Raw genomic sequence first — 23,501 nt, 5'->3', positions numbered from 1 at the left:
TTGATAAAACAGGTGGGTATACAACAAAAATAGATTGCGAACTTTTTGATAAAGCCCAAGAAGATGCTGCAAAAAACGTAGCAAACACCATACCAGACAAAGACGATACCCTTGATCCAAACGCCCCTCCCAATGCATGCGACGAAGGAGACGGCGTCATCCATATGGACGAAGAGGATATATAAATAAAACTATCTGATAAAGAAATCCAATTTTTATTTTACTATTCCTAAAAATACAGCCAAACAACGTTCAATTTCTACCATTTTATCTACAGGAATGAAACCGAAAGCTGGACTAATTTTTTCACATCTTACCGTCATAATTTTATCAATCATTACTTGCGAAGGCTTTTGTAAACCATTCTTGTCATTTGGCTGAATCGTAATGCGAAGTAATGGAGCATCAATAAGTGTACTTGTAATTGGTAAAACCGTCATGCTTGTATGTTCACTAAATTCATTCGCTTGAATGATCAATGCAGGTCTTGGTTTACCAAAATCACCTTGCATAGCTATTGTTACAAGAGAACCCCGCATTATTCTGTCCAGCCATCAACATCCGTTAAAGATTGATCCATAAATAACTGTATAGATGTATCAGATTTATCCATTTTTGCCACTAAACGGGATTGACGACGGCACTCTTCTGTAAAGTCTGGTCTGCGTGTATCTGGAACCCAAATTTGCATTAAGCGCAAACCTGCTTTTCTTTGTGCATTGCGATGTTTTTGAACCCGTTCATTAACGTTCATTGTACCCATAACAAAATCTCCTTTTGTTTCATGTAACGTATAACACAGAAAAAAGTTACATGAAACGAGATTCTTACAATACGCGATAATTACAATTTTCGATTTTCACTCAGCCTCACCTTGTGTGGGGCTTTTTTATGGAGAATTTTATGCGAAAAATATCACAAGAGGGTCTTACACTGATCAAACAATGGGAAGGCTTGCGCTTAGGCGCTTATAAAGACGCCATTGGGGTATGGACAATCGGTTATGGGCATACCAACAGTGCTGGCAAACCTTTTGTCCACAAAGGCATGACAGTCACTGAACAACAAGCAGAAGAATTGCTTCGCCAAGATTTAAAACAATTTGAAAATGCCGTTGAACAAGCGGTTCAAGTTGCCTTAACAGATGAACAATTCGCGGCATTGGTTTCCTTTTGCTATAATGTAGGAACAACAGCTTTTTGCAATTCTACACTGCTAAAAAAGCTCAATCAAGGTGAATATGAAGCAATCCCGGCCGAATTACAGAAATGGACCAAAGCCGGTGGTAAACGCTTGCAAGGTCTTGTCCACCGACGTGTCGCAGAAGCAGGCTTGTGGGCGAAAGGGGCGTTTGTTTCCTCCAACTATCAAACCGTAGAAACACAAGCACCAACAGGGCTTTTCAAAGCCGAAGCCATTGCACCAATTATTGGTTCTTTCTCAGGTCTTGGCGGCTTACTAGCAGGCAATGGTCCAGTGCAATGGGCTTTGGCAACCATTATGATCTTAGCGGCATGTGCTGGTATTTTCTTTGTTGCTAAACGTTTTCAAGAGCACCGCCTATGATGTTCTGGATGAAAAGAAATCTGCTGTTAACAGGCGCGGCTTTAGCCGCTTTTTTTATGGCTTTGGCTAAAGCTTTTACCCTTGGCAAAAAAGCAGAACAGCAAAAGCAAACAGAAAAAACGCTAAAGGCAGCAACAACACGCCTGGAGGTGGAAAATGAAGTTAATCAAAAAAACGACACTGATGTGCGCACTGCTCTTTCTCGTTGGTTGCGCGACAAATAAGTATGTCTCTTGTGTTGGTTGGTTGCCTATTTATTTAGAGAGGCAAGATGTTAACGTCATCAGTTCAAACTTAGCAAGAGATATCTTAAAACATAACACCCTAGGTGAACGTTTGTGTGGATGGGAACATGGCTAGAAGAAAAACAAGAGACGATATAGAGCTTACAGAAGCGGAAAAAGAAATCCTTCAAGAAATCATTATGACCTATAAAAGTGTAAAGGTGATGTCTCGTTATACGAAATGGATTGTACTGATTATACTCTTATTAGCGCTTGATTTTTCACGTATTATGGATGCATTAGTAAGTATTTTTACACAAAAACCAAATATCCGACTCTAAATACACTTTGAGACGTGCAAAATTTTCTAGCCAATAGATTTTTAATTTTGCACGTCTCATGAAAGCGATCAATAATATTTTTACACATTTTACAGTGTTTTTTTTAAATTTGACACATCAAATTTCCCCTCAAAATAGCTAAAAAAATACGCAAAAAAATTTGTTAAAACTTTGCTCTAAAAAATCTGTTTGCATATAAGCTATTTCTACCTCATACAGCATTTTGATTGTTGATGATCAATGGCAAAACGGAGTGTTGATATTTAAGAGTTTTATTATACCTTTGTTTTTACAAAACGAGCTGTTTAAGCGTCTCTCGACACTTCTCTGAGTCATGACAGAACTCTTAAGAGAATACACCGGAATCCTATCATCTTTACAATTTTCACACCATTTCCCATCTTTAATTTTTTTATGGTGAAATCCTGATTGGATCATACAAGCATGAATTATCGACCATTCATGAAAACCTAATTTGCTATTGGCTATACTACTACTAGAAGGAGATAGCGCACCACACTCTAACAGTGCTTTTCCTACCTCAGTAGAATTTACACCTGGCTTTTCCCATATAACAAAGTATGTTGAAGGAGGCTTTGAGTAACATCCAGCCATATTTAATAAAGCTATGCAGCTTAATAATTTTAAAGTTTGTTTCATTTTTCCCCTTTTTTAATGGATTTATTGACTATGAGAAGGCTTTAAAGCCTGTTGATTAGATATTTGTTAATGACGTCGTAAAAGGGCACTGGGCGCTAACAAATACGGCGATAAGCCCATCCGTTACACTTTCCCTGCAAAGGTATTGTATAGTGTAACCACACCCGACAAAATCACTATATGCTACAAAGCATGTGATGAGTCAAAGTTTTTAAATTTCGGCGGGAAGAGACTATTTCGGTAATCTATCCGCTTATCGTTCGGTGTCTTTCAGGCACCTGATTTGACAATACACATCACAGGAATAATATCAAGTCGCTCCTGTTATAAATGCAGCCCACTGTTCCAAGAGAACATGTCGCTGTTCTAAAAAATCCGTTCGCATATAAGCTTTTGTCACTGAACTCCCAACGGAATGCGCAAGAACAGTTTCGGCAATCTCAAATGGTGTTGACGTTGTTTCTGCTATCCAGTCACGAAGACTAGATCTGAAACCATGGGGGCGATAAGTTAAACCACAAACTGTCATATATTTTGCCATGCTTGCATCAGAAATTGGCTTGCCGGTAAGACCAGAAAAGAGAAACCCTTTTTTCTCAAAAGGGAGAGATTTTTCAATCATTTTCAAAGCTTCATGACTTAATGGCACGCGAAAATCTGAAACTTTTCCCACAATACCCTTCATATTTTCTTTTGGTATAGTCCATATCTTTTTATCAATTTGTTCAAGGCGCAAATAGCGCAATGGATATGACCGTACCCCTGTCAAAATAAGAAGCTTCAAGGCTAAATTTGAAAGGATATTATCATCCAAGCTTTGATAAAATGCCGGAACCTCTTGCCATGGCATAGCAGGAATATTTGTTGATGTAGTACGGGGCTTTCCTAAAAGAGCACGTGCTTTCATACAAGCTTGTAGATCAACATCTAAACCAAGAGCCGCAGCATATTTCAAGCAAATGTTAATACGATTAAGTGCTTTTCGTGCTGTATCTGCTTTTTCATGCCAAAGGGGTGAGAGAACATTGCGAATGATATTGGCTGTTAATTTTTCTATAGATAAGCTACCTATCTGCGGTATGACATGTAATTCTAACGGAGAAAACCAACGCCCATTTTTGCCTTCATTTTTTAATTCGGCTTTTTTACTTTCAAAAGCTGCCTGCGCAATTTCTTTAAACATATTGCTTTGCTGCTTTAAGACAGTTTGTTCTCGAAAGACAATAGGATCATTGCCTTCTTTCAGAATATCGCTATAATATCTTGCAAGTTCTCGCGCTTCTTTTAAAGAGAGTTTCGTAACAGGACCAAGTCCCATTTCTCGGCGCTTATTGTGGTGCGTATAGCGAAAAAACCAAGAGCGTGTATTGTCTTTTCGAACATTCAACCACAGCCCTGCCCCATCACAATATTTACCTTGAGGAGATGCCTTTACGAATGCAGCTGATAATCTATGAATCCCCCTCACTTAATTTACCTTCTCGTCCACCTTTTTGGGTCCACCTTTTAGACCACCTTAAATTTTTGATTTGAGATTTTTTCTTTAATTCTTAATTTTTTTATTGAAACATAAAAAACTATACACATCAATACGCTCTTACACATCTTTATATACTTTGAATCTTGTTGATAAGCCCCTGCCTGCCGCGTCTGGGCACAACTTTTTGTTTTATTAAGTATAATTTATTGTTTTTACTAGTATTTTTAAAGGCTGAGGAATACTAGAATAAAAGTGAGAGAATATGATTTCCCAGCGTGTCTCTTAATTATTGTGTTGTCAAGACTTCTTCTTGAGGTATGTTTATTGATTCGAACACTCAAAATTCTTTTATTTTTAACAAAATGAATTCTTAAAAAATCTTTCTAATTTCATTATAATTATTTATACTTCAACGTTAATTTGGTCCTGAAAATTTTCGATGATATGTGCTATATTAATGGAATTATCTATATCAAAGTTATCCAACGGGATAATGACTTTTTCTAAGAACTAAGAAATACAAAGCCTTCAATAAAAAATTATTAAAAGCATCAAAGAAAGCGATAATGCGTTTTTACAAAAATTTTTTAAATTTATATTAGTCCTTTTAAACATACAATATATTAATTTTCCATAATAATTTATCGTTTTGTCTGTTAAATGAAAAACCTGAATATCATAGATCTCTCATTTTAAATTTATTTATATTCAATCAATTAAAATCTCTTTCTTGCACATCGCAAGGGGAGCTAGCATGTGAATAGAAAACATTTTACGAACCATCTAAGTGCCAAGAGCTATAGCAACATTGAAACTGACAAAAATGTATGATGGTATCAACTTTCTCCTTCATAACTGAGAGATGCTGGTGTCCGAATATTATGATTCGTGGATGCTTTAGCATTATAGCATTCACAAGCATCGTCACAAAATAGGTGTAACGTGTCTTGAGAAATGCCTTTTGAAAAAAAAACTCGTAAATTAACAATAATAAGTAAATCATGTTTGAGCTGTTCTCTTTGCAAGTGAAGGACATAATCCTATTAAAAAACATGAGGCATAAAAGCATAAAGTAATGCGTAATTTTCAATTAAAAAGATATTGATGTGGGTCCTTTTGAAAGTCGGAAAGCCAGATTAAAAGGAAGTGATCAAACGATTGATCATTTTGTACCTATCCCACATCCTTTTCTCTAAAAAATTTATAAACCTTCTTTCAACAAGGTAAAATTTTAAAATCAATTGGTGCAAAGTTCAATAACAATTATTCTCATTGTTTTACAAAAATATCAATATTTTTTAAAACTTATTATAAAATTTTATTAATTAATAGTTAAACATCATGTTATTTATTATATTATGATAATAATTATTTCCTCTCTAAAAAAATTAAATAATCTACCATTTGAATATGGAAAATATTGAAGAATATAAATATATTCCTAAATTGATATATATACGTTTTGCTGTTTGAAAAACATAATTTATATTTTTCCAAAATACACTATGATCACTAGGATGAGTTAGTAAAATAACTTTATTTAATAAATGACTGCTTTGTTTACTAAAAAATAAGTTTGATTTATAAATAGGATTATTAACAGTAACAGACGTTTCTTCTGCTAAAATTGTATATTCAGATGCTTTCACAACAGATAAAAAAATTAATAATATAGCACATATGGCAAATAAATATTTTATAATCATTTTTATAATTTACCTCCATTAATAAATATTCATAATGGAATTAACATAATTATATTTTTGTGTCTATATTATATTTAACAAAAGATGAAAATTATATAATATATTCTATTTTTATAACTAAAAAAATCAGATATTTATAATATACATTAAAATACGATTAGATGTATTTTTTTAATTAATTATATTAAAAATATGTATAACTTTTGTTTAATAATCTATTAAAATTTATGTATAAAACTAAAAATAAAACACGAAAATATTCCTTTATATGAGTAACTGTTTCATATTGATCATTATTAGTTATAATAAATTATTATTTACTGGATATTCTTTTTCATTAAAATGAAAAGAAATTTATCTTATTACTATTTTTATTCTAGCTTTCCCATGCAAGGTAATGCAAAACTGTAGTTAAAATTATAACTATCCTGTCTTGGAATGAATGAGAGGGATGTTTTTTTTAATGGTAAGCGCGACAAAAGATGCAATCAGCACTTTTATAAAAGCACCAATTAACAAACCTAATGAACTTATTAAAACTGTTAGCAAAGAAGCCTGTGTCATATAAGCCACCCAAGGTATTCCAAAAGAATAGACAATTCCAATACCACCCACCATATTTATCAAAAATAATATTATAAAGTTTAACCGTTTCCAAAATAACTCAACCATAAAGCCAATAAAAAATGCTGCAAATGGAAAACTGATTAAATAACCACTGGTGACACCTGAAAACACACTGATTCCACCACGCCCTCCTGGCAATAGAGGCAATCCAATTGCAATAAGAACAAGGAAAAGAAGTGATGCTAGAGCTCCTCTTTTTGCCCCCAGTATAGATCCTGATAACATCGGAGCCATAGACTGCGCTGTGATAGGTACCCCCAGCAAAAAAGGCAGATGAATAGATGGAAAAAGACTTAAAACTGCGTAAATAGCAGCAAATAGAGCAATATAGGTTAGATCTTTTGTATTCACTAAACCATTCCTTCATTATGAAATAATCTTTAGTTATTGTTATCATTGATCTACAACAACATTCTGAGTTAAGAATACACTTTTACAGAACGATAAATGTCTCAAGATAATTCAAATATAATTAATAATATAAATTATATGATATAATAAAAAATCAAAAAATTAATGCCTTTTTGATGCAAAAATAAAATATTACATATATCAATAATATTTCCTATATTTTAAATATATCCAAAATAAAAACTACTCTTCCTTTTTATAAATGAGAGGAACAGATTTTTTAATTGCAAGTGCAACAAAGGATACAATCAGTACTTTTAAACTATCGCCTATCAAAAAAACCGATGATGCTATTAAAGCTTCTAGTAGAGAGATTTTCGTCATATATGCTGTCCATGGAACACCAAAAGCATAGACAACTCCTATACCACCTACAGCATTTATCACAAATAATGTTATAAGATTTAACCGTTGCCAAAACAATTCAACCATTAAACCAATAAAAAAAGCAGCAAATGGAAAACCTATCAGATAGCCACTAGCAATTCCTGCAAAGACACTGATTCCACCACGACCACCAGGTAATAGAGGTAATCCAATCGCAACAAGGACAAGAAAAAGAAGTGACGCTAAAGCCCCCCTTTTTGCTCCAAGTATAGATCCTGCTAACATTGGTCCCATCGACTGAGCTGTAATAGGTACCCCCAGCAAAAAAGGAAGATGGATAGGTGGGAAAAGACCCAAAACAGCGTAAATAGCAGCAAATAAAGCAACATAGGCTAAGTCTTTTGTATTCATTTATTATCCTTTCATTATGAAAAGCTTTGATTATTATTAGATACTTTATCAATAGTATCAGTATCATAAGAACGCGCTTCCAATGCTTCCGCTACTTCTGAAGCCATTCTTATGGTTCGTATAATTAAAGGTATTGCAAGAGCGACAATATTCGTATTCAGTCCACGTGCTTGCTGTGCTTCACGCACTTCATTAAACTTTTCCATCAAAAGAGGAATAAAGCGGATAGCCATAGAGATAACCATACTTACTTTTGATGGATTTATACCAAAATACCTAAATGGCTGAAGCCCTGCTTCAATTGAAGCCACCATATCTGAAACTTTTGTTGTAAATGAAATAAGTGATGATAAAGAAAAAAGAATGATAAGGCGTAATATGACCTCGACCCCTGTAAGTAGACTACTAAAAAGAGTCTGAAATGCAAAGAGAAGAACTAAAAGTAATCCTATCGATTTAAACTGTTTTATCACAGTACGAAAAGGGATCTTGGCGATTCTATAGAATAAGACTAAAAGTAATAAAAATAGCCCAAGAAGCGGCGTAGATGAAACCATTATTATAGTAGTTCCACACACCGTAAGAAATAATAATTTAACCCACGGACTAAGCCTATGAATAAAGGTATCCCTTGGAATATATAAACCGATCATGACATTCTTCTTATATACTCCTTGATAGCAACAAAAGGTACATCATCAATTGCTATCTCCCCTCTCTCAAAAACAAGAACTCTATCAAATTTTTTGAGAAATTCCAAGTCATGTGATACAACAATTGCTGTTTGTGATAACTCTTCTATAACCTGTGCAACACGGAGCTTATTTCGTAAATCAAGTAATGTCGTTGGCTCATCAAAAACAATGTAGTCTGGTTTCATTGCTACTACACTGGAAATGGCTACAAGTTGTTTTTGTCCACCGCTTAATAAATGAACTGGGTGATCTCTAAAAGCTTGAAGATCATAGCGCTGTAAAATTTCATCTATACGCTTTTTAATTTCATCTTTACTCAGTTTTAGATTTTTGAGACCAAAAGATAAATCTTCTTCCACTAATGGTAAAACAATTTGATTATCAGGATTTTGAAAAACAAATCCTACTTTACGCTTTACCGCCTTTGCATCACGCTTTGTATCAAGCCCATCAACGCTTACAGAACCATGAGACGGTAATTGTAACCCATTGATAAGACGAACAAATGTACTTTTTCCAGAACCATTCGCACCAATAACAGCTATTCGTCTTTCGGTAAGCTCTACAGAAATACCCCTTAAAACACACAAATCACCAAAGACTTGTGTCACCTTATCAAATTTTATAATTTCCAAGATTTATTCCAATCAATCCCTTTATATTACCTCTTTTACCGTTAACGCTTAAGCTTATAGCCTAAAAGTAAAAATAAGCACCATAGAGGAATAATAATAACTGCCAAACTCATATCAGGCATCTGTGCAGGAATATATGTTGCAAGAAAAGGTATTCTTATTCCTACCATCTCCAAAAATCGAGCCATTAATCCATTTTTCCCAAACCCACTTATAAACATTATACAAAATAATAAAGCAAGAAAGCATAAGCAAAGATAGTTCGCGTAAGGATATAAACCAAATGCATAAATAAAGTTTCCCTTTTTGTTCTTATGGGACTTTCGGAACTTCAAATGAACAATAACAATAATAGCCCAAGTAATAAGTGCAGCAGCAGTTGCAAGAGCCATAATTCGCATAAAACTATTGTCAGGAACGAAAGCATTAATAACGACGATTATTGCCGTACACAACGATGAAAAAAGAATAGCAACATAAGGAACACGAGCAGCATTCAATTTACTGAAAATATGTGGAGCATTTTTTTGTATCGCTAAACTATAAAGCATACGACCATTCGAATAAATGCCACTATTGTAAACAGAAATAGCTGCCATAATAACCACAAAATTCAAAATATGACCCGCAGCGGGAATTCCTACAGTTTCAAAAATTGTAACAAAAGGACTACCATTTTTTCCAATCATATTCCACGGGCTGATTATCATAATAACGCTGATAGAACCAATATAAAAAATTATAATTCTCCACATAACTTGACGAATAGCCGCCGGAATTGTTTTTTGTGGATTAGATGCTTCTCCAGCGGCAACACCAATAAGCTCGGTTCCTCCAAAAGAAAACATTACTACAGAAGTCGCCAAAACAACCCCTATGACTCCATACGGAAAAAAACCGCCGTTATCCCAAAGATAATGGATATTCGCTTGATTTTCCCCTATTCCAGTGACAATGAGAAAAATCCCAAAAATAATCATACCAATAACAGCAGCAACTTTGATTAAAGCACAACCAAATTCAAATTCGCCATAAAAACGAACATTAGATAAATTAACTAATGTAACAAATAAAAGTACAATGAAGGATGACTTCCAATGATCAATCAAAATCCAATGATCTAGATAAAATCCAATCACTGTAAGTTCAGTCATACTGACGAGAATATAAAGAAACCAATAATTCCAACCTGTTATAAAACCTGCTAAACTTCCCCAATATTTATAAGCAAAAAAACTAAAAGCACCCGATGTTGGTTCTTCTACAGACATTTCACCAAGCATTCGCATAATGAAATAAATAATAATCCCCCCAAAAAGATAAGCTAGAATAGCCGAAGGACCCGCTAATTGAATTGCCTCTGTTGATCCATAAAAAAGCCCCGTTCCTATAACGCCACCCAAAGCAATCATTTGAATGTGGCGATTTTGAAGATTACGCTTTAATTCACTATTCTCATCCTTAAGCATTATCCTTCACTCCCCCTCAATATTGATTGTAATCTTTACACGGAGAGTCAATAATACCTTCGACATATTTTTTTTCAACAGAAATTATAAAACAGAACATAAATCTATTTTTTTTCATAATGCAACTCCTTATATTTCTGTGCATTATGCAAATGTTCCATTAAAACGACAGGAAGAAATATGCTTCGCTCTTTATTCAAATTAATGGCTTTCATTTTTGTTACACTAACAATTATAACGTTTGTTATTGATAATGCACACTCCGTCATCACATCACACTGGACGATAACCCCCCTTAATAAAATTCTAGTAAATCTTCTGAAAACAGATATCTATAGCCTTAAGCAATCTCTCTGTAAGACAATGCCTGACTTTTTATCCTGCATTTGTATTACTCTCACTTATCTACCAGCATGGATTATCTTTGCTGCTTTAGCAATAATATTTTGTATCTTAACTTACGAAAAACAAAAACCTTTTCAAAAAATATCATATACATATAATGGAGAATACATTTAAATTTGAAAAAGGTTTCTCGAGCTCACTGTACTATACACAACCGATGCAGCCTAGAGTCCCTCACTCTATCAACACAACTAAAAGCCATTTGATCATAAAAACGGGTTAAAACGCTTTATTATAGTAAATATATATGTTCAATCATGATTTTTAATCGATAGCGACCTCATCATTTTATTTGCGTAAATTCAAAGAAATTAGCAAATAAATTTAATCCTCACCTATAAGAAAACTCTGCATAGAAAAATTGAAATACATTGAAGCCTCTAGATTTTTCTGTGGCTACATTTTATACTTAAAAACCTTTCTTAAGTTTAGTACTAGAAATCATATATAAAAAGTGTCTTTATAGGAGCATAGACCTCACGTAAAATAAAACACCATTGGGTTACACACTCACACGCTTGTTTTAAAACAACATATCTCAATATGCCCAAGCCTATTTCATGACATCGACCATGAATGATATGATGGTAAACCCATTCAGCACCTCAATCTTTACGCCGGTAGAGTAACAAGCCGACACTCTCACATACTTTGCAAACCTTAAAATGTTGCTACAGCGCTTGGTACTTGGGGTGATTCATAAGAGGTATTTTTAGCCCTTTAGTAATAGTTTTTTATCCACACAAACTCATCCCGCTTGTAACGTAGAAAAGACATGGGTTTGACTTATTTTAAGGAAGATTTGAAATAAGAAAATCTTACAGTATTCAAGATTTTAATTTAAATTGAATAACGATAAATTATTACTAATAAATCAGTATGTTGCTTTATTGAGAAAATGGTAAAACAATAGCTTCAGTAAGGCTTTGCTCTTCTAAATCTGAAAATCGTCTCGCCAAAACATCAACTTTTTTAGAGATCTCATCTAAACTTTTCCATTGATCAGTAACTACGCAAGAAAGTTCCTCAATGAATTTTTCTTGATAAGCTAACTTCATTTCTAATTCTATCAGCCGATTTTCATCCGACATGATTCCAACTCCATCTTAAGTAAAAAACGTGATTAATTTCATTAACTCTACCTCTTTTTTTCTGTAAAATTAAAAAGTAGCTTTAATTCATTTTGCTCTTCTTATTTTCACATTATATAAGGTTTATGATAAATTTTAGTTTCCTGAACACTTATTCAACAAATCTCTTCTTTAGTCTCTGCTAAAATAACCTAAAATCATTTTCTCTCCTAAAAATCTAGGTCTCCAGCTTCATAATTTGAACACTATCATAAATCGGAAAACATTTTATAGCACTACAATCATAAGAATATTGCCTCCATGACTTTTGTACAGTTCTCCTCCTTCAGTTATTATCATATCTTATAAATTATTGAAAAAAATACATACTTGCTTTTATACATACTTTTAGCTATTACTCTTAAATTAGTTTTATCTCATTGACTTACAAGCCTGCGCCGCATTAGCTCAGTTGGTAGAGCACATCATTCGTAATGATGGGGTCGCTGGTTCGAATCCGGCATGCGGCACCGTTTTTTGCTTTTAGTGCATTGAAATATATAGATTTTCTCTTTAATTATCTGTTTCAAGACCACCTCTTGTGGCTTATATAATTTTACTTAATTTGTTGTTATTTTCTCCGTATTTTTTTGAGTAAAGGCTAGCTGCTCTTTTTTCTCCATTTCACTGCTAGACCTTACTTATATGACTCTGGAAGTAACGCTTTGAAGCCTCCAAGTACGTATTGTTTGTGGAGACACTAAAAAGCTGTGCAAATTCATGGGGTGAAACATATCTATCACCATTATCACAAAGCATCTCGTTACCTTTGTATTTTTTATGTTATGTAAATGGCTAAAAATGCTGAGAGGAAACAATTCCCTTTCTAACTTCAAACTTTTACAAAAATCTTTTTTAACCCTTGTGTTATTGCACCTAAAAAGATTTCAACAGCTTGATTAATTGGTTTAAAATGTTGTTGGAAACGTAGCCAATACAACATTAGACAAGATAATATCATTGACCAAAACGCTTCATATGAAGAAGTTGAAAGCGTTACACATATGAAAAAATACATAACCAAAACTACCGTTCAAGTCTGTTACAGTACAATATTCTTTAAAAAATTATTAAATATCATTGATTTATAGATTGAATATGCTCCTCTAATATATTGTTTCATTTAGGAATAGACTATAAGAGAGATAACATATCCATTATGTTTTCATATAGATATATTTTATTTATAAAAAAATTCACGTAACTGGTTCTTCAAAATCCTTTATGAAGGTATTTTTGAAGTAAATTAAGAAGTTAGAGAAAAAAGAAGGAAAACTTAAATTAACTATAGCTTTTTTGATTGAATATATATAATACGTTATGTATTCGATATATTGATTCTAAGATAGTTTATAGGTAGATAGTATTTAATTGTAATATCTCTTTTTGTTTTTATAAAAGTTTCCATGGAGTAGATTATGGATTATAAAATAATTTAAGGATTAATGCCTATTATTTCATTAATTATTATATTTCTTACTTTTTTTGAAAAGAGATTTTTGGTTAAAGGTATTGAAGTTTTTAAGTAATTTTGCTCTAAATTATTCTAGATCAATGTATTTATAGGTGAAATATCTGATTGTAAGTTATAAATTCGTTTGACAAAAATTATTGTATTTAGGCTTAAGAGGAAATTAATTAATACAAAGTGAAATTAATTAAGACGATTTTTCTATAATAAAAATTATATGGTTTTTAATAAAGTTCATTAAGGTGGTTTTGTATCAACTAAACCCTTTCACTTTTTTGTGCTTTAAAATTGAATAGATGTAAGTTTTGAATTTACGCCTTGCTTTATATAGGCTTTTTATAGGATTAAAAATAATGCGCAAAATATCAACAGAAGGGCTTGCACTGATTAAACAATTGGAGGGGTTACGTTTAAAAGCCTATGAGGATTCTGGTGGAATATGGACAATTGGTTATGGGCATACAACTGCAGCTGGCGCTCCAAGTGTCCATAAAGACATGCAAATTACGGAAGAAGAAGCTGAAAAAATCCTTTGTCAGGATTTGAGAGAGTTTGAAGCCGCTGTTGAAAAGGCTGTTACCGTTTTTTTAAATGATGAGCAATTCGCAGCTTTAGTATCATTTTCCTATAATGTAGGAATAACCGCTTTTTACAAATCTACACTTTTAAAAAAGCTTAATAACAGTGAATATGACGCGATACCAACTGAATTGCAAAAATGGACAAGAGTAGGTGGAAAACGTATCCAAGGTCTTGTCAATCGTCGAGCAGCCGAAGCGGGTTTATGGGCAAAAGGAGCCCGTGTTGCCCCTAATTATCATGTCGTAGAATCAGAAGGTGTAACAGGGATTTGCAAAATAGAAGCTCTTGCACCAATTATAGGATCTTTTTCAGGGCTTGGGGGGCTTTTTGCAGGAAATGGTCCTGTCCAGTGGGCTTTAGCAGGCATTATGGTTTTAGCTGCTTGTACAGCTATGATATATATTGCTAAACGTTTTCAGGAACACCGCTTATGATCTTATGGATAAAAAAATATCTGACGACAACATCAGCAATCATAGCAGCTTTTTCTATAGCTTTAGTGAAAGCCTTTTTCCTTGGAAAAAGAGTTGAGAAGCAAAAACAAACAAAGGAAGCTCTTAATATAGCAAAAACACGTCTTGAGGTAGAAAATGAAATTAACAAGAAAAGTGATGCTGATGTGCGCAATAAGCTTTCTAACTGGTTGCGCGACAAATGAACGAACTTCTTGTGTTGGGTGGTTGCCAATTTATTTGAATAGACAAGACATCAATGCCATTAGTCCGAATTTGGCAAGAGATATCCTAAAACATAACGAACAAGGTGAGCGTCTATGTGGGTGGAAACATACATGAAAAGTGAAGTGATAAAAATACAATTTCTCTGAAACATTAATTAATGAGAAAATTTGAAAGAGATGAGTCCATTCAAATTAAAAGCAGAAAGCTCTTAAAGGGCTAAAACATTTTGTGTGGTCTATTTGATTTTATTGGAGTGACAAGAGAGTGTTTGACTTAAAACCAAAGGATTCTACGGATTATATTTGCGTAAAATGATTGAGTATGTCGATGTATTCTAGGGATATCTTATCAAAACAAGAGAAGAAAATATGCTGTGAATTGCCCTGTAATTGTCCTTCAAAGATCTGATGATATAAAAAGTTGTCTTCAGCAAGAGTTATCTCTAAAAATCTGTATAAGCCTAAAAAAACAATAAGATCATTACCTTCTTTGAAAATATTATTCTGATGTCTTGCAAGTTCTTGTCCTCTTTTAAAGAAAGTCTTGTGATAAAATCAAACTCCATTTCATAACGCTTATCGTTATGTGTATAATGAAATAACCAAGGACACATATTATTTTTTCAAACATTCATCCTCCCTGCTCCATCATAATATCTATCTTGAGGGAAAACCTTTACGAATGCTGCTGGTCAATCTACAAAACACTCTTCTAATTTACTTTCTTATCTACCTTTTCACGCATTACTCGTTCGCCTTTTTGGGGCCGTCCTTTAGAATTCCTTTAATTTTTGATATAAAATTTTGCTTTAATTCTTATTTTTAGTGAATTATAAAAGATAAGTAGAAATGTATACTTGTACCTCTTTATTCACTTTTATTCTCATTTCTAAAGCTCTCTCTGTTAATACATTGTAGCATTTTTTATATTTAATATATTTTTAAAGTTACTCGTAGCTTGCTAGAAAAATTTCTCTATTTTGATACAACACCTTCTATCAATTTACTTTTTTCAAAAGATTCTGGAAGAATTCTCAACAGACCTTCGAAATTAAAAAACTTTAATGCATATTGTTTCTTTGTTATAGAAATCAAAATTGGTAATGCCCCATTCGTTAATAACAATTGTATTATTTTAAGAGCAATCTATATAGGTGGTATAATCTCTTTTATGAAGTTAACTAAAAGTTTTTAAAACTTCTAGCATATTATTTAAAGACAAAAGGTACGTTCCTTTTCTTTATGAAAAAGCCATGCCATAATCTGATAATTCTTCAGCTGACACAAATCCTTTCCATAATAACCTTCAATACCACAATAAGGTGAGCCAAAAAACAAGGTATTCTGACGTCTAAAACGTACAATAGAAACAGACCAACTTAAATGTTCAATGTGAACACTTGCTAAAGGGGCGTCAATAAGTTTTAGTATACCTTCAAATTGGAAAAAATTAAACCGAGCGCGACAACGGATTTCAATTCTCATCATATGAGATTGGTTATCTTCTCACTCATACGCTTGTAACGATAAAACCTTTTGTACCCTTCTAAATCCGTAAAAACTTCTGGATCTTACTTTATTAAGCGTTGAAACAATTCACAGCAGCTCATTTGAAACGCTAACCGTTTTCATAAAAGGACAATCATAACATTGTAATATCCTCCCAAAAGTTCACAGCATTACTTGAGAGATTTTTGCCGATTTCAGCGAATAGAATAAATTTCTGTCTAAAGAAAATACTCCGAGGTTTTATGTATATGCTATGAAAAACATCCTCTAATAAATTTTGATGATTGTTTTTGTCAAATTTTTTGTCACCAATATCAGCAGCTGGTATGCAACTAACAGAAGTGTAGTTTTTTATTGTAAAATATATCCAATCATTTTTTATATTTTTTATCTATCGTAGCCATCTTTTCACGACTTAAAATGATAATAAAATAGCCGCGATGTTAAATTGTCTTACATCGAACAAGTTGCTTACAAACTACCTCTGTTACTAGTAACCCACTCTCTATTTAAAAGAGAGAAAAACTTTTCTTTTTTATTTAATGATAAAGTAAGTATTATCCAATTATTTACGTCGTCATCATTCGATCAAATGAAAATCGCAATTCTTTCTACTCTTAGTAATCCCGCTCCCATTTATATAGGTCAGCAAGCACACTATTAAAAATATTCATAATAATGTTTTAAGTAATGCTGCAAAAATCGATATTAGCAAAGATTCTGTTATCAAAAAAGGAAAAGATATTCTCTTATTTGCAAATGGTAGAGCTGTTCAGATTTGTTTTGATGCTATCGCAGAAATCAAAAAATATGAAATTATACCAACAGTTGTAAGTGTAACAACAATCCAATCTTTAGATGATTGCATTTGTATTAAAACTCTGTAAATCTCACAAATCTATCATTGTTTACGAAGAGCATAGCCATTCATGGGGAACTTGGAGAAGCAATTACGAGATTACTTATGAAATATAGCATTGCATGCAAATTTGTATCGTTAGGAATACCGGATGAAGCAATCTATAATGAAAGCCAATGGGGGATTGTTTTGGCAAGTTATAAAATAAGTCAAGAAGGTATAATGAAAACTATGTTAGCAATGACATAAGATACAAAAAAGAGACTGATAAGCACATTAAATTGCATTTTCTTGCTTGCTAGTGAATGGTTTTTTTAAGAGACTATATTGCATTTTTATTATTTAAAAATATATTTTATAAAAACAATACCATGTCTATATAATATATTATTCATTAATATCAGCATAAATAATATAGATGTTATAGAATATATCTTTATTTTTTACGATAATTTATATATTATTAAATAATACACTTTGATTTTTAATTAAAATTAGTTATAAACTATATGTGTTTAATTTTATATTAAATAAATATAGTGTATTATGTTTTTTATAAATAGGAGAGGAAAAATGCTCACAGCATTATTTATATCTATTTTTTCTATATCAACAGTTGTTATTCCTTTGCTCGCAGCGCTTGTTCCTTTTTATCCTTAGAATGCGTTTTAACAAAGTGAATATTTTATGAAGTGTTATTTGTACTTTTTTACTATTATTATAGTCATTGGGTATTTATTGTCATTTTATAGAAGAGATTTTTGACCTTTTTCTTTAACGTTAGCTATCAACATATCTTTAAATATATAATGATGCTCTTTTATAAAAATTTTCTTTTTCTAAAAGCAGTATAAAAACATAACTTTCATTGCTTAAAAACATCTGTATTCACTAAACTTTTGTGCGTAATCTCTTTGATTGTCTGAGTACCGGTCAGTGTCATAGCTACCCGCATTTCATTGGCAAAAAGATCAAGCAGGTGAGTGACACCTTTCTCGCCTGCTGCTGCAAGTGCATAAACAAAAGCACGACCAATCATAACAGCATCTGCACCTTGTGCGATCATGCGTACAACATCAAGACCAGAGCGCACACCAGAATCCACTAAAATAACTAAATCACTCTTTACAGCATCTGCAATTGCGGGCAATGCTCGTGCCGTTGATAAGACACCATCGAGTTGGCGTCCACCATGATTGGAAACAACAATTCCATCAGCACCAGATTGTACTGCTTCTCGTGCATCTTCTGGATCAAGAATACCTTTCAAAATCATTTTTCCTTTCCAAAAATCGCGAATCCATTGTAAATCATGCCAACTAATTGATGAATCAAAATTTGCACCAAGCCAACCAACGTAATCATCCAATGCAATTTTCTTTTTGAGATAAGTGGAGACATTTCCAAGATCATGGGGGCGCCCCATAACACCAACGTTCCAAGCCCAATATGGATGAGTAAACGCTTGTAAAAAACGACGTAATCCAGCATAAGGACCAGACATCCCCGAATGCGCATCACGATAACGTGCACCAGGAACTGGCATATCAACTGTAAAAACCAACGTGCGTACACCAGCTAACCAAGCGCGCTCTAATGCATCACGCATGAATCCACGATCTTTGAGAACATAAAGTTGAAACCAAAATGCACCTCCAACAGCTTCCTGCACCTCCGCAATGGAACAAACTGAAACAGAGGATAGAGTAAAAGGAATCCCTTTTGCCGCTGCGGCACGCGCAGCTTGTACCTCTCCACGACGTGCATACATGCCCGTTAGCCCAACAGGAGCAAGAACAACCGGTAAATTGAGTGTCTGATCAAAAAGTCTGACTGAAAGATCAACAGTACCAACTTGCCTTAGAATCCTTTGACGTAGTGCAAGTGCTTGAAGATCTGTACAATTATGTCGCATCGTTTCTTCAGCATAAGCTCCACCATCAATATAGTGAAAAAGAAAGGGAGGAAGACGACGCTTTGCAGCTTTGCGATAATCAAATGTTGAAGAAATAATCATTGACGGCACCATTGTTCCTAAATGAAAAGACATCCTAAAAAATATAAGAGCCCCAGTATCTCCTATTTGATATCTTCCTAAAACGCTCTATTGAATAGATAGAGGTGAAAAAGATTGCAACTTTCTAAAAAAACTCATTGATAAAAACAACGCCTTTCTTTCTCTATCCCAAATTTTAAACCTCACAGTATGGAATAGGATCAATAATATACTCATTCATGCATTGTTCATGTGCAATTGAAGTTCTATATTTCCTGTAAATAAGTATCTCTTCGAAAATGATTGCTTCTCCCGTTGATTTGGTATGATTTGAATTTGTTTCTCCCTCCAAAGATTTTTTATAGTGTCTTTTATAAGAAGATGAAATCTATACTCATTAAGTATAAGCTATAATTTTCTCCCCCAAAAAGCTAAAAAAATATTTATGAATACTTTAAAAGAAAGCTGTAACGTACATCAAAAAAATTCCTCATATCAATATTTAAAAATCAGACCTGTTACTTGTTCATAAAATTTTAACAGTGTCTCATTCATATAGAATATAAAGAATTTAAGCTTCATAGGAATAAAAGATACTCCTCTCTAATAACTCCCTGACAATAACTATAAATGAATTCCTAAATTTAGAACATTCTTCATTAAAAAACATTACTGAATTGTAGTAAAAATTATTTATTAGCTCTTAATGATCAGTTTTATACGGAATAAAATATGTAAGCTTTAGAAAAATTAAATTAATAGAAGCATCTAATTTTTTCATATCTGTTTTAAAAGCAGAATACATTATTGTTATATCGAATTTTATTAACTGGTCGATTTATTATCATAATTATGCATGATATATTGAGTAAGAATTAAAACTATTGTTTTTTTTATCATAAACGAAGCTCTCATGAATAAAAAACGTTAAAAAAAGAAGTAAAAGTGCTTCTGATATCCTCTAAAACGAAAGAGCAATTATTATAACTTTTAAAATTGAAAATAGAATGCTTAGTACCGGTTTTGTGAAGAGCAACATTTTCTTACTTAAAATACATTTCCTGCATATATTTTATCAAAATTCTCTACTTTAAACTCATTTAAAATGCTTAGACAACTTTAAACCCTGTGCTTGATAATGTGACCCAACATCATGCCCATAAAGAGCTGATGGTCGACTAAGCATATGTTCATAGACCAAACGACCAATAATTTGACCATGCTCTAAGATAAAAGGAACTTCATGGCTCCGCACTTCTAAAACCGCTCTTGCTCCTTTACCGCCCGCTTCCATATGCCCAAACCCTGGATCAAAAAAGCCTGCATAATGCACCCTAAACTCACCCACTAAGGGATCAAAAGGGGTCATTTCTGCGGCATAAAGCGGAGGCACATGAACAAACTCTCGTGAGACTAAAATATAAAACTCATCAGGATCAAGAACCAGCTCCCTTTGACCACGATCAAAAAGAGGCTCCCAAAAATCTAAAATGTGGGCATCAGCACGTTTATCAATATCAATAACACTTGTATGATGTTTACCACGATAGCCTATAAGCCCGTTTTTGTCTCCTTTTAAATTAATAGAAAGTCCAATACCTCCAGCACTAATATTAGGAAGATCATCCGATATCAGCGTTTCTTGCCTTTGCAAAGCATACAGCTCAGTTTCATTTAAATAACTTTGTCCTTTTCTAAATCGAAGCTGTGATAAATGCGAGCCAGTACGCACCAAAATCGGAAATGTTCGTGGGCTAATTTCCAGATAAAGCGGACCATGATAACCAGCACAAATTTTATCAAACTCTTGAGCATTATCCGTGATGACCCGTGTAAAAATATCTAATCGTCCCGTAGAGCTTTTGGGATTAGCAATAGCAGATAAAAATTCTGGTAAAGCCAAACTTTCCAAAAGCGGAACAATATAAACACACCCAGTTTCCAAAACAGCTCCATCTCGTAAATCAAACTCATGCAACTTTAACCGTTCAAGCTTATCCAAAACCTTTGCCTCAAGGCCCGGCATAAAGGAAGCACGTATACGATAAGCTTTCTCCCCTAAACGAAGATCAAGGCTTGCTGGTTGTATTTGAGATCTATCAAACGGACTGTACGCTTTCAGAAAGTTATTATCAATCAAAGCTTGTATATCTCTATCTGCTAAAATACCGCTTAGACGCACCATATATGTTCCCTTCCCTTTTTACACTGTTTCTTTTTTGACTTAGATGATAAATTGGTGCAAGTTATTTTAGGATGATAAAAATTATTTTTTCTATTTTTTCCAAGTAATTTGTTGATATTTCGAACAATGAAAAACATTTAGTATAATACGCTATCGAAAAAATAAGAAGCATGTAGAAATAATACATCTTATATTTTCTCATTCTTGAATGTTACACAAATGATGTTATCATAAATTTCTATAACCTCCTTAAGAGTCCTGTTAGAATTTATATGATTATACGCCATCTTAGCGAAAATATTATTAACCAAATCGCCGCTGGTGAAGTTATTGAACGACCGGCAAATGTTGTCAAAGAACTTGTTGAAAATGCTATTGATGCCGGTGCAACACGTATTGAAATTATTACAGCAAATGGTGGAAAAAATTTTATAAAGGTAAGTGATAATGGTTGTGGGATTTCTGCTGATCAGTTAACTTTAGCCGTTTCTCGCCATTGTACCTCAAAGATTACCGATGACGTACACAATATCTGTTTCCTTGGATTTAGAGGAGAAGCCCTCCCTTCTATTGGTTCTGTTGCTAAGCTCAAACTCATTTCACGGACAAAAGAGGCTGAGAATGCTGCTGAAATTTCCGTGACTGCAGGAAAAATTATAGGACCCAAACCAGCTGCTGCAAATCTGGGAACAATTGTTGAAGTTCGAGACCTTTTCTTTGTCACACCTGCACGGTTAAAATTTATGAAAACTGATCGAGCTGAAACAAATGCTATTAGTGATATGATTAAGCGAATTGCTATCGCATTCCCACATATCCGTTTTTCTCTTTCAGGAACAGACAGAACATCTATGGAACTGTTCGCGACAGAAAATAATACTCAAGGACAATTACAACGTATTACCCAAATTATGGGAAAAGAATTTGCCCCTAACAGTATTGCACTGAATGCTGAACGCGAATCCGTGCGCTTAACGGGGTTTGCTTGTTTGCCATCTTTCAACCGAAATAATAGCCTTCATCAATTTGCTTATGTTAATGGACGTCCGGTGCGTGATAAATTTCTATGGGGAGCAATTAGAGGTGCTTACGCTGATGTCATGACACGGGATCGTTATCCTGTCGCTATTCTTTTTATTGATCTTCCTCCTACTGAAGTCGATGTTAATGTTCATCCAGCCAAAGCTGATGTGAGATTCCGTGACCCAGGATTAATTCGTGGTTTAATCGTTGGAGCCATTCGTGAAGCATTGCAGCAATCTGGTATTCGCCCGACTTCAACTCGTTCTGAAGCAATGCTTACAGCTTTTCAAACACAAAAGCCGTTGATACAACAATCACTGAGCAATTTAAAAAACGCTCACCAATCCTCTTCTTATAGTCCGCAGTCTCATCATTTTGCCGTCGCCTCAATGGTTCACAAACCATTGGATAGTACTAACTCTTTTGGTTTAAAAGAAGATGCCACGCCTATTATGGAGTCCTTAAATACACCAAGTGCTGCTACCTACCCAAGCGCTATACCTTCATCAGAAGAGTTATCTTATCCTCTAGGTGCGGCCAGAGCACAAATCCATAAAAACTATATTATCGCTCAAACTCAAGATAGTTTGATCATTGTCGATCAACATGCTGCACACGAACGATTGGTTTATGAAGCACTTAAAAATGCCCTTTATACCAAACCACTTCCTTCACAATTATTACTGATTCCTGAAATTGTAGAACTCTCTGAAGAGGATGCAACATGCCTCTTAACGCACAAAGATGCTTTGCAAAAATTTGGATTAGGAATAGAACCATTTGGAGCAGGTGCAATTCTTGTACGCGAAACACCTTCTATGTTAGGAGAGATCAACGTGCAAGCCCTTATTAAAGATCTCGCAGATGAAGCCGCTGAGTATGATACAACAAACAATTTAAAAGCAATGCTTGATTATGTTGCAGCAACGATGGCTTGTCACGGCTCAATACGGTCAGGGCGCCTTTTACGTCCCGAAGAAATGAACACATTGTTACGACAAATGGAGGCAACACCCAATACAAGTACATGTAATCATGGACGCCCTACTTATATTGAACTTAAATTAGCAGATATAGAACGGCTTTTTGGCAGAAAATAAACGCTTAACC

24 protein-coding genes, 1 tRNA gene and 1 pseudogene are annotated in these 23,501 nt (G+C 33.7%); 13 read left to right on the top strand and 13 right to left on the bottom strand.

What is annotated here, in order from left to right; all coding sequences use genetic code 11:
- Positions 1-185, top strand: a pseudogene (locus PVV59_RS03985) (late control protein); the annotation flags it as partial.
- Between the two features lie 30 nt (positions 186-215).
- Here the strand turns inward: PVV59_RS03985 and PVV59_RS03980 are convergent.
- Together PVV59_RS03980 and PVV59_RS03975 are read right to left on the bottom strand one after the other, a co-directional pair.
- Entirely contained in the window at positions 216-539 is a 324-nt protein-coding gene (locus tag PVV59_RS03980) for a type II toxin-antitoxin system PemK/MazF family toxin (RefSeq protein WP_273754715.1), read from the bottom strand.
- Positions 539-763 carry an antitoxin MazE family protein gene (locus PVV59_RS03975; protein WP_273754713.1) on the bottom strand — a complete coding sequence of 75 codons (225 nt, stop codon included), beginning with the start codon at positions 761-763 and terminating at the stop codon, positions 539-541. The genes PVV59_RS03980 and PVV59_RS03975 overlap by 1 nt, the downstream gene beginning before the upstream one ends.
- Positions 764-903: 140 nt before the next feature.
- Between PVV59_RS03975 and PVV59_RS03970 the strand changes: the two genes are divergently transcribed.
- Genes PVV59_RS03970 through PVV59_RS03955 form a run of 4 tightly spaced genes read left to right on the top strand, consistent with a single transcriptional unit; the run spans position 904 to position 2,131 of the window.
- Positions 904-1,566: a lysozyme gene (locus PVV59_RS03970; RefSeq protein WP_273754712.1), complete on the top strand. Its 663-nt coding sequence runs from the start codon at positions 904-906 to the stop codon at positions 1,564-1,566.
- On the top strand, positions 1,563-1,790 hold the full coding sequence (locus PVV59_RS03965; RefSeq protein ID WP_273754710.1) for a hypothetical protein: 228 nt from the start codon (positions 1,563-1,565) through the stop codon (positions 1,788-1,790). The genes PVV59_RS03970 and PVV59_RS03965 overlap by 4 nt, the downstream gene beginning before the upstream one ends.
- On the top strand, positions 1,723-1,926 hold the full coding sequence (locus PVV59_RS03960; RefSeq protein WP_273754709.1) for a hypothetical protein: 204 nt from the start codon (positions 1,723-1,725) through the stop codon (positions 1,924-1,926). The genes PVV59_RS03965 and PVV59_RS03960 overlap by 68 nt, the downstream gene beginning before the upstream one ends.
- On the top strand, positions 1,919-2,131 hold the full coding sequence (locus PVV59_RS03955) for a hypothetical protein (protein ID WP_273754708.1): 213 nt from the start codon (positions 1,919-1,921) through the stop codon (positions 2,129-2,131). The genes PVV59_RS03960 and PVV59_RS03955 overlap by 8 nt, the downstream gene beginning before the upstream one ends.
- Positions 2,132-2,368: 237 nt before the next feature.
- Here PVV59_RS03955 and PVV59_RS03950 read toward each other — a convergent pair whose 3' ends face one another.
- The 7 genes from PVV59_RS03950 to PVV59_RS03920 form a co-directional block, all read right to left on the bottom strand.
- Positions 2,369-2,791 carry a hypothetical protein gene (locus PVV59_RS03950; protein WP_273754706.1) on the bottom strand — a complete coding sequence of 141 codons (423 nt, stop codon included), beginning with the start codon at positions 2,789-2,791 and terminating at the stop codon, positions 2,369-2,371.
- Between the two features lie 310 nt (positions 2,792-3,101).
- On the bottom strand, positions 3,102-4,259 hold the full coding sequence (locus PVV59_RS03945) for a site-specific integrase (RefSeq protein WP_273754704.1): 1,158 nt from the start codon (positions 4,257-4,259) through the stop codon (positions 3,102-3,104).
- Positions 4,260-6,400: 2,141 nt separating this feature from the next.
- Complete coding sequence (locus PVV59_RS03940; protein WP_273754703.1) at positions 6,401-6,955, bottom strand: biotin transporter BioY; 555 nt, start codon at positions 6,953-6,955, stop codon at positions 6,401-6,403.
- A 243-nt stretch (positions 6,956-7,198) separates the two neighbouring features.
- Positions 7,199-7,753, bottom strand: a complete 555-nt coding sequence (locus tag PVV59_RS03935) for a biotin transporter BioY (protein ID WP_273754701.1) — start codon at positions 7,751-7,753, stop codon at positions 7,199-7,201.
- Positions 7,754-7,767: 14 nt separating this feature from the next.
- Positions 7,768-8,406, bottom strand: a complete 639-nt coding sequence (locus PVV59_RS03930) for an energy-coupling factor transporter transmembrane protein EcfT (RefSeq protein ID WP_273754699.1) — start codon at positions 8,404-8,406, stop codon at positions 7,768-7,770.
- Positions 8,403-9,083 (bottom strand): energy-coupling factor ABC transporter ATP-binding protein, encoded by a 681-nt coding sequence (locus tag PVV59_RS03925; RefSeq protein WP_273754697.1) that lies wholly within the window; start codon positions 9,081-9,083, stop codon positions 8,403-8,405. The genes PVV59_RS03930 and PVV59_RS03925 overlap by 4 nt, the downstream gene beginning before the upstream one ends.
- 41 nt (positions 9,084-9,124) lie before the next feature.
- A complete protein-coding gene (locus tag PVV59_RS03920; protein ID WP_273754694.1) occupies positions 9,125-10,552 on the bottom strand; it encodes an amino acid permease in 1,428 nt (475 codons plus the stop codon).
- A gap of 180 nt (positions 10,553-10,732) precedes the next feature.
- Between PVV59_RS03920 and PVV59_RS03915 the strand changes: the two genes are divergently transcribed.
- Positions 10,733-11,071: a hypothetical protein gene (locus tag PVV59_RS03915; protein WP_273754693.1), complete on the top strand. Its 339-nt coding sequence runs from the start codon at positions 10,733-10,735 to the stop codon at positions 11,069-11,071.
- A 773-nt stretch (positions 11,072-11,844) separates the two neighbouring features.
- On the opposite strand, the gene PVV59_RS03910 is transcribed toward PVV59_RS03915, so the two are convergent.
- Positions 11,845-12,048 (bottom strand): SlyX family protein, encoded by a 204-nt coding sequence (locus PVV59_RS03910; RefSeq protein WP_273754692.1) that lies wholly within the window; start codon positions 12,046-12,048, stop codon positions 11,845-11,847.
- Positions 12,049-12,484: 436 nt separating this feature from the next.
- Between PVV59_RS03910 and PVV59_RS03905 the strand changes: the two genes are divergently transcribed.
- The 4 genes from PVV59_RS03905 to PVV59_RS03890 all read left to right on the top strand — a co-directional run bounded on the left by PVV59_RS03905 (position 12,485) and on the right by PVV59_RS03890 (position 14,934).
- Positions 12,485-12,557 (top strand) — tRNA-Thr (locus tag PVV59_RS03905).
- Between the two features lie 1,354 nt (positions 12,558-13,911).
- Positions 13,912-14,574 (top strand): lysozyme, encoded by a 663-nt coding sequence (locus tag PVV59_RS03900; RefSeq protein ID WP_273754690.1) that lies wholly within the window; start codon positions 13,912-13,914, stop codon positions 14,572-14,574.
- The gene (locus PVV59_RS03895; protein WP_273754689.1) at positions 14,571-14,798 is read left to right on the top strand and encodes a hypothetical protein; all 228 of its coding nucleotides are present in this window, start codon (positions 14,571-14,573) and stop codon (positions 14,796-14,798) included. The genes PVV59_RS03900 and PVV59_RS03895 overlap by 4 nt, the downstream gene beginning before the upstream one ends.
- Positions 14,731-14,934 carry a hypothetical protein gene (locus PVV59_RS03890; RefSeq protein ID WP_273754688.1) on the top strand — a complete coding sequence of 68 codons (204 nt, stop codon included), beginning with the start codon at positions 14,731-14,733 and terminating at the stop codon, positions 14,932-14,934. The genes PVV59_RS03895 and PVV59_RS03890 overlap by 68 nt, the downstream gene beginning before the upstream one ends.
- 1,097 nt (positions 14,935-16,031) lie before the next feature.
- Here the strand turns inward: PVV59_RS03890 and PVV59_RS03885 are convergent.
- A complete protein-coding gene (locus PVV59_RS03885) occupies positions 16,032-16,307 on the bottom strand; it encodes a hypothetical protein (RefSeq protein WP_273754687.1) in 276 nt (91 codons plus the stop codon).
- 680 nt (positions 16,308-16,987) lie between these two features.
- Between PVV59_RS03885 and PVV59_RS09845 the strand changes: the two genes are divergently transcribed.
- Together PVV59_RS09845 and PVV59_RS03875 are read left to right on the top strand one after the other, a co-directional pair.
- Positions 16,988-17,215 (top strand): transketolase C-terminal domain-containing protein, encoded by a 228-nt coding sequence (locus PVV59_RS09845; RefSeq protein WP_342753237.1) that lies wholly within the window; start codon positions 16,988-16,990, stop codon positions 17,213-17,215.
- Between the two features lie 77 nt (positions 17,216-17,292).
- Positions 17,293-17,436: a hypothetical protein gene (locus PVV59_RS03875; RefSeq protein WP_273754686.1), complete on the top strand. Its 144-nt coding sequence runs from the start codon at positions 17,293-17,295 to the stop codon at positions 17,434-17,436.
- 616 nt (positions 17,437-18,052) lie between these two features.
- Here PVV59_RS03875 and lldD read toward each other — a convergent pair.
- Positions 18,053-19,204, bottom strand: a complete 1,152-nt coding sequence (gene lldD, locus PVV59_RS03870) for an FMN-dependent L-lactate dehydrogenase LldD (RefSeq protein WP_273754685.1) — start codon at positions 19,202-19,204, stop codon at positions 18,053-18,055.
- A 1,075-nt stretch (positions 19,205-20,279) separates the two neighbouring features.
- Complete coding sequence (locus PVV59_RS03865) at positions 20,280-21,368, bottom strand: 2'-deoxycytidine 5'-triphosphate deaminase (RefSeq protein ID WP_273754684.1); 1,089 nt, start codon at positions 21,366-21,368, stop codon at positions 20,280-20,282.
- Positions 21,369-21,640: 272 nt separating this feature from the next.
- Here PVV59_RS03865 and mutL point away from each other — a divergent pair, with 272 nt between their 5' ends.
- Entirely contained in the window at positions 21,641-23,491 is a 1,851-nt protein-coding gene (mutL, locus tag PVV59_RS03860) for a DNA mismatch repair endonuclease MutL (protein WP_273754683.1), read from the top strand.
- Positions 23,492-23,501: the final 10 nt, after the last annotated feature.

Source organism: Bartonella sp. MM73XJBT.G (genome assembly GCF_028618435.1).
Lineage (GTDB): Bacteria > Pseudomonadota > Alphaproteobacteria > Rhizobiales > Rhizobiaceae > Bartonella.
Note: the sequence above shows the minus strand (reverse complement) of the source record. Positions and strands in the feature narration are given on the sequence as shown.

Coding starts and splice junctions, on each gene's coding strand:
- PVV59_RS03980 (WP_273754715.1), bottom strand. CDS start 539: ATGCGGGGTTCTCTTGTAACAATAGCTATGCAAGGTGATTTTGGTAAA.
- PVV59_RS03975 (WP_273754713.1), bottom strand. CDS start 763: ATGGGTACAATGAACGTTAATGAACGGGTTCAAAAACATCGCAATGCA.
- PVV59_RS03970 (WP_273754712.1), top strand. CDS start 904: ATGCGAAAAATATCACAAGAGGGTCTTACACTGATCAAACAATGGGAA.
- PVV59_RS03965 (WP_273754710.1), top strand. CDS start 1,563: ATGATGTTCTGGATGAAAAGAAATCTGCTGTTAACAGGCGCGGCTTTA.
- PVV59_RS03960 (WP_273754709.1), top strand. CDS start 1,723: ATGAAGTTAATCAAAAAAACGACACTGATGTGCGCACTGCTCTTTCTC.
- PVV59_RS03955 (WP_273754708.1), top strand. CDS start 1,919: ATGGCTAGAAGAAAAACAAGAGACGATATAGAGCTTACAGAAGCGGAA.
- PVV59_RS03950 (WP_273754706.1), bottom strand. CDS start 2,791: ATGAAACAAACTTTAAAATTATTAAGCTGCATAGCTTTATTAAATATG.
- PVV59_RS03935 (WP_273754701.1), bottom strand. CDS start 7,753: ATGAATACAAAAGACTTAGCCTATGTTGCTTTATTTGCTGCTATTTAC.
- PVV59_RS03930 (WP_273754699.1), bottom strand. CDS start 8,406: ATGATCGGTTTATATATTCCAAGGGATACCTTTATTCATAGGCTTAGT.
- PVV59_RS03920 (WP_273754694.1), bottom strand. CDS start 10,552: ATGCTTAAGGATGAGAATAGTGAATTAAAGCGTAATCTTCAAAATCGC.
- PVV59_RS03915 (WP_273754693.1), top strand. CDS start 10,733: ATGCTTCGCTCTTTATTCAAATTAATGGCTTTCATTTTTGTTACACTA.
- PVV59_RS03910 (WP_273754692.1), bottom strand. CDS start 12,048: ATGTCGGATGAAAATCGGCTGATAGAATTAGAAATGAAGTTAGCTTAT.
- PVV59_RS03900 (WP_273754690.1), top strand. CDS start 13,912: ATGCGCAAAATATCAACAGAAGGGCTTGCACTGATTAAACAATTGGAG.
- PVV59_RS03895 (WP_273754689.1), top strand. CDS start 14,571: ATGATCTTATGGATAAAAAAATATCTGACGACAACATCAGCAATCATA.
- PVV59_RS03890 (WP_273754688.1), top strand. CDS start 14,731: ATGAAATTAACAAGAAAAGTGATGCTGATGTGCGCAATAAGCTTTCTA.
- PVV59_RS03885 (WP_273754687.1), bottom strand. CDS start 16,307: ATGATGAGAATTGAAATCCGTTGTCGCGCTCGGTTTAATTTTTTCCAA.
- PVV59_RS03875 (WP_273754686.1), top strand. CDS start 17,293: ATGAAATATAGCATTGCATGCAAATTTGTATCGTTAGGAATACCGGAT.
- lldD (WP_273754685.1), bottom strand. CDS start 19,204: ATGATTATTTCTTCAACATTTGATTATCGCAAAGCTGCAAAGCGTCGT.
- PVV59_RS03865 (WP_273754684.1), bottom strand. CDS start 21,368: ATGGTGCGTCTAAGCGGTATTTTAGCAGATAGAGATATACAAGCTTTG.
- mutL (WP_273754683.1), top strand. CDS start 21,641: ATGATTATACGCCATCTTAGCGAAAATATTATTAACCAAATCGCCGCT.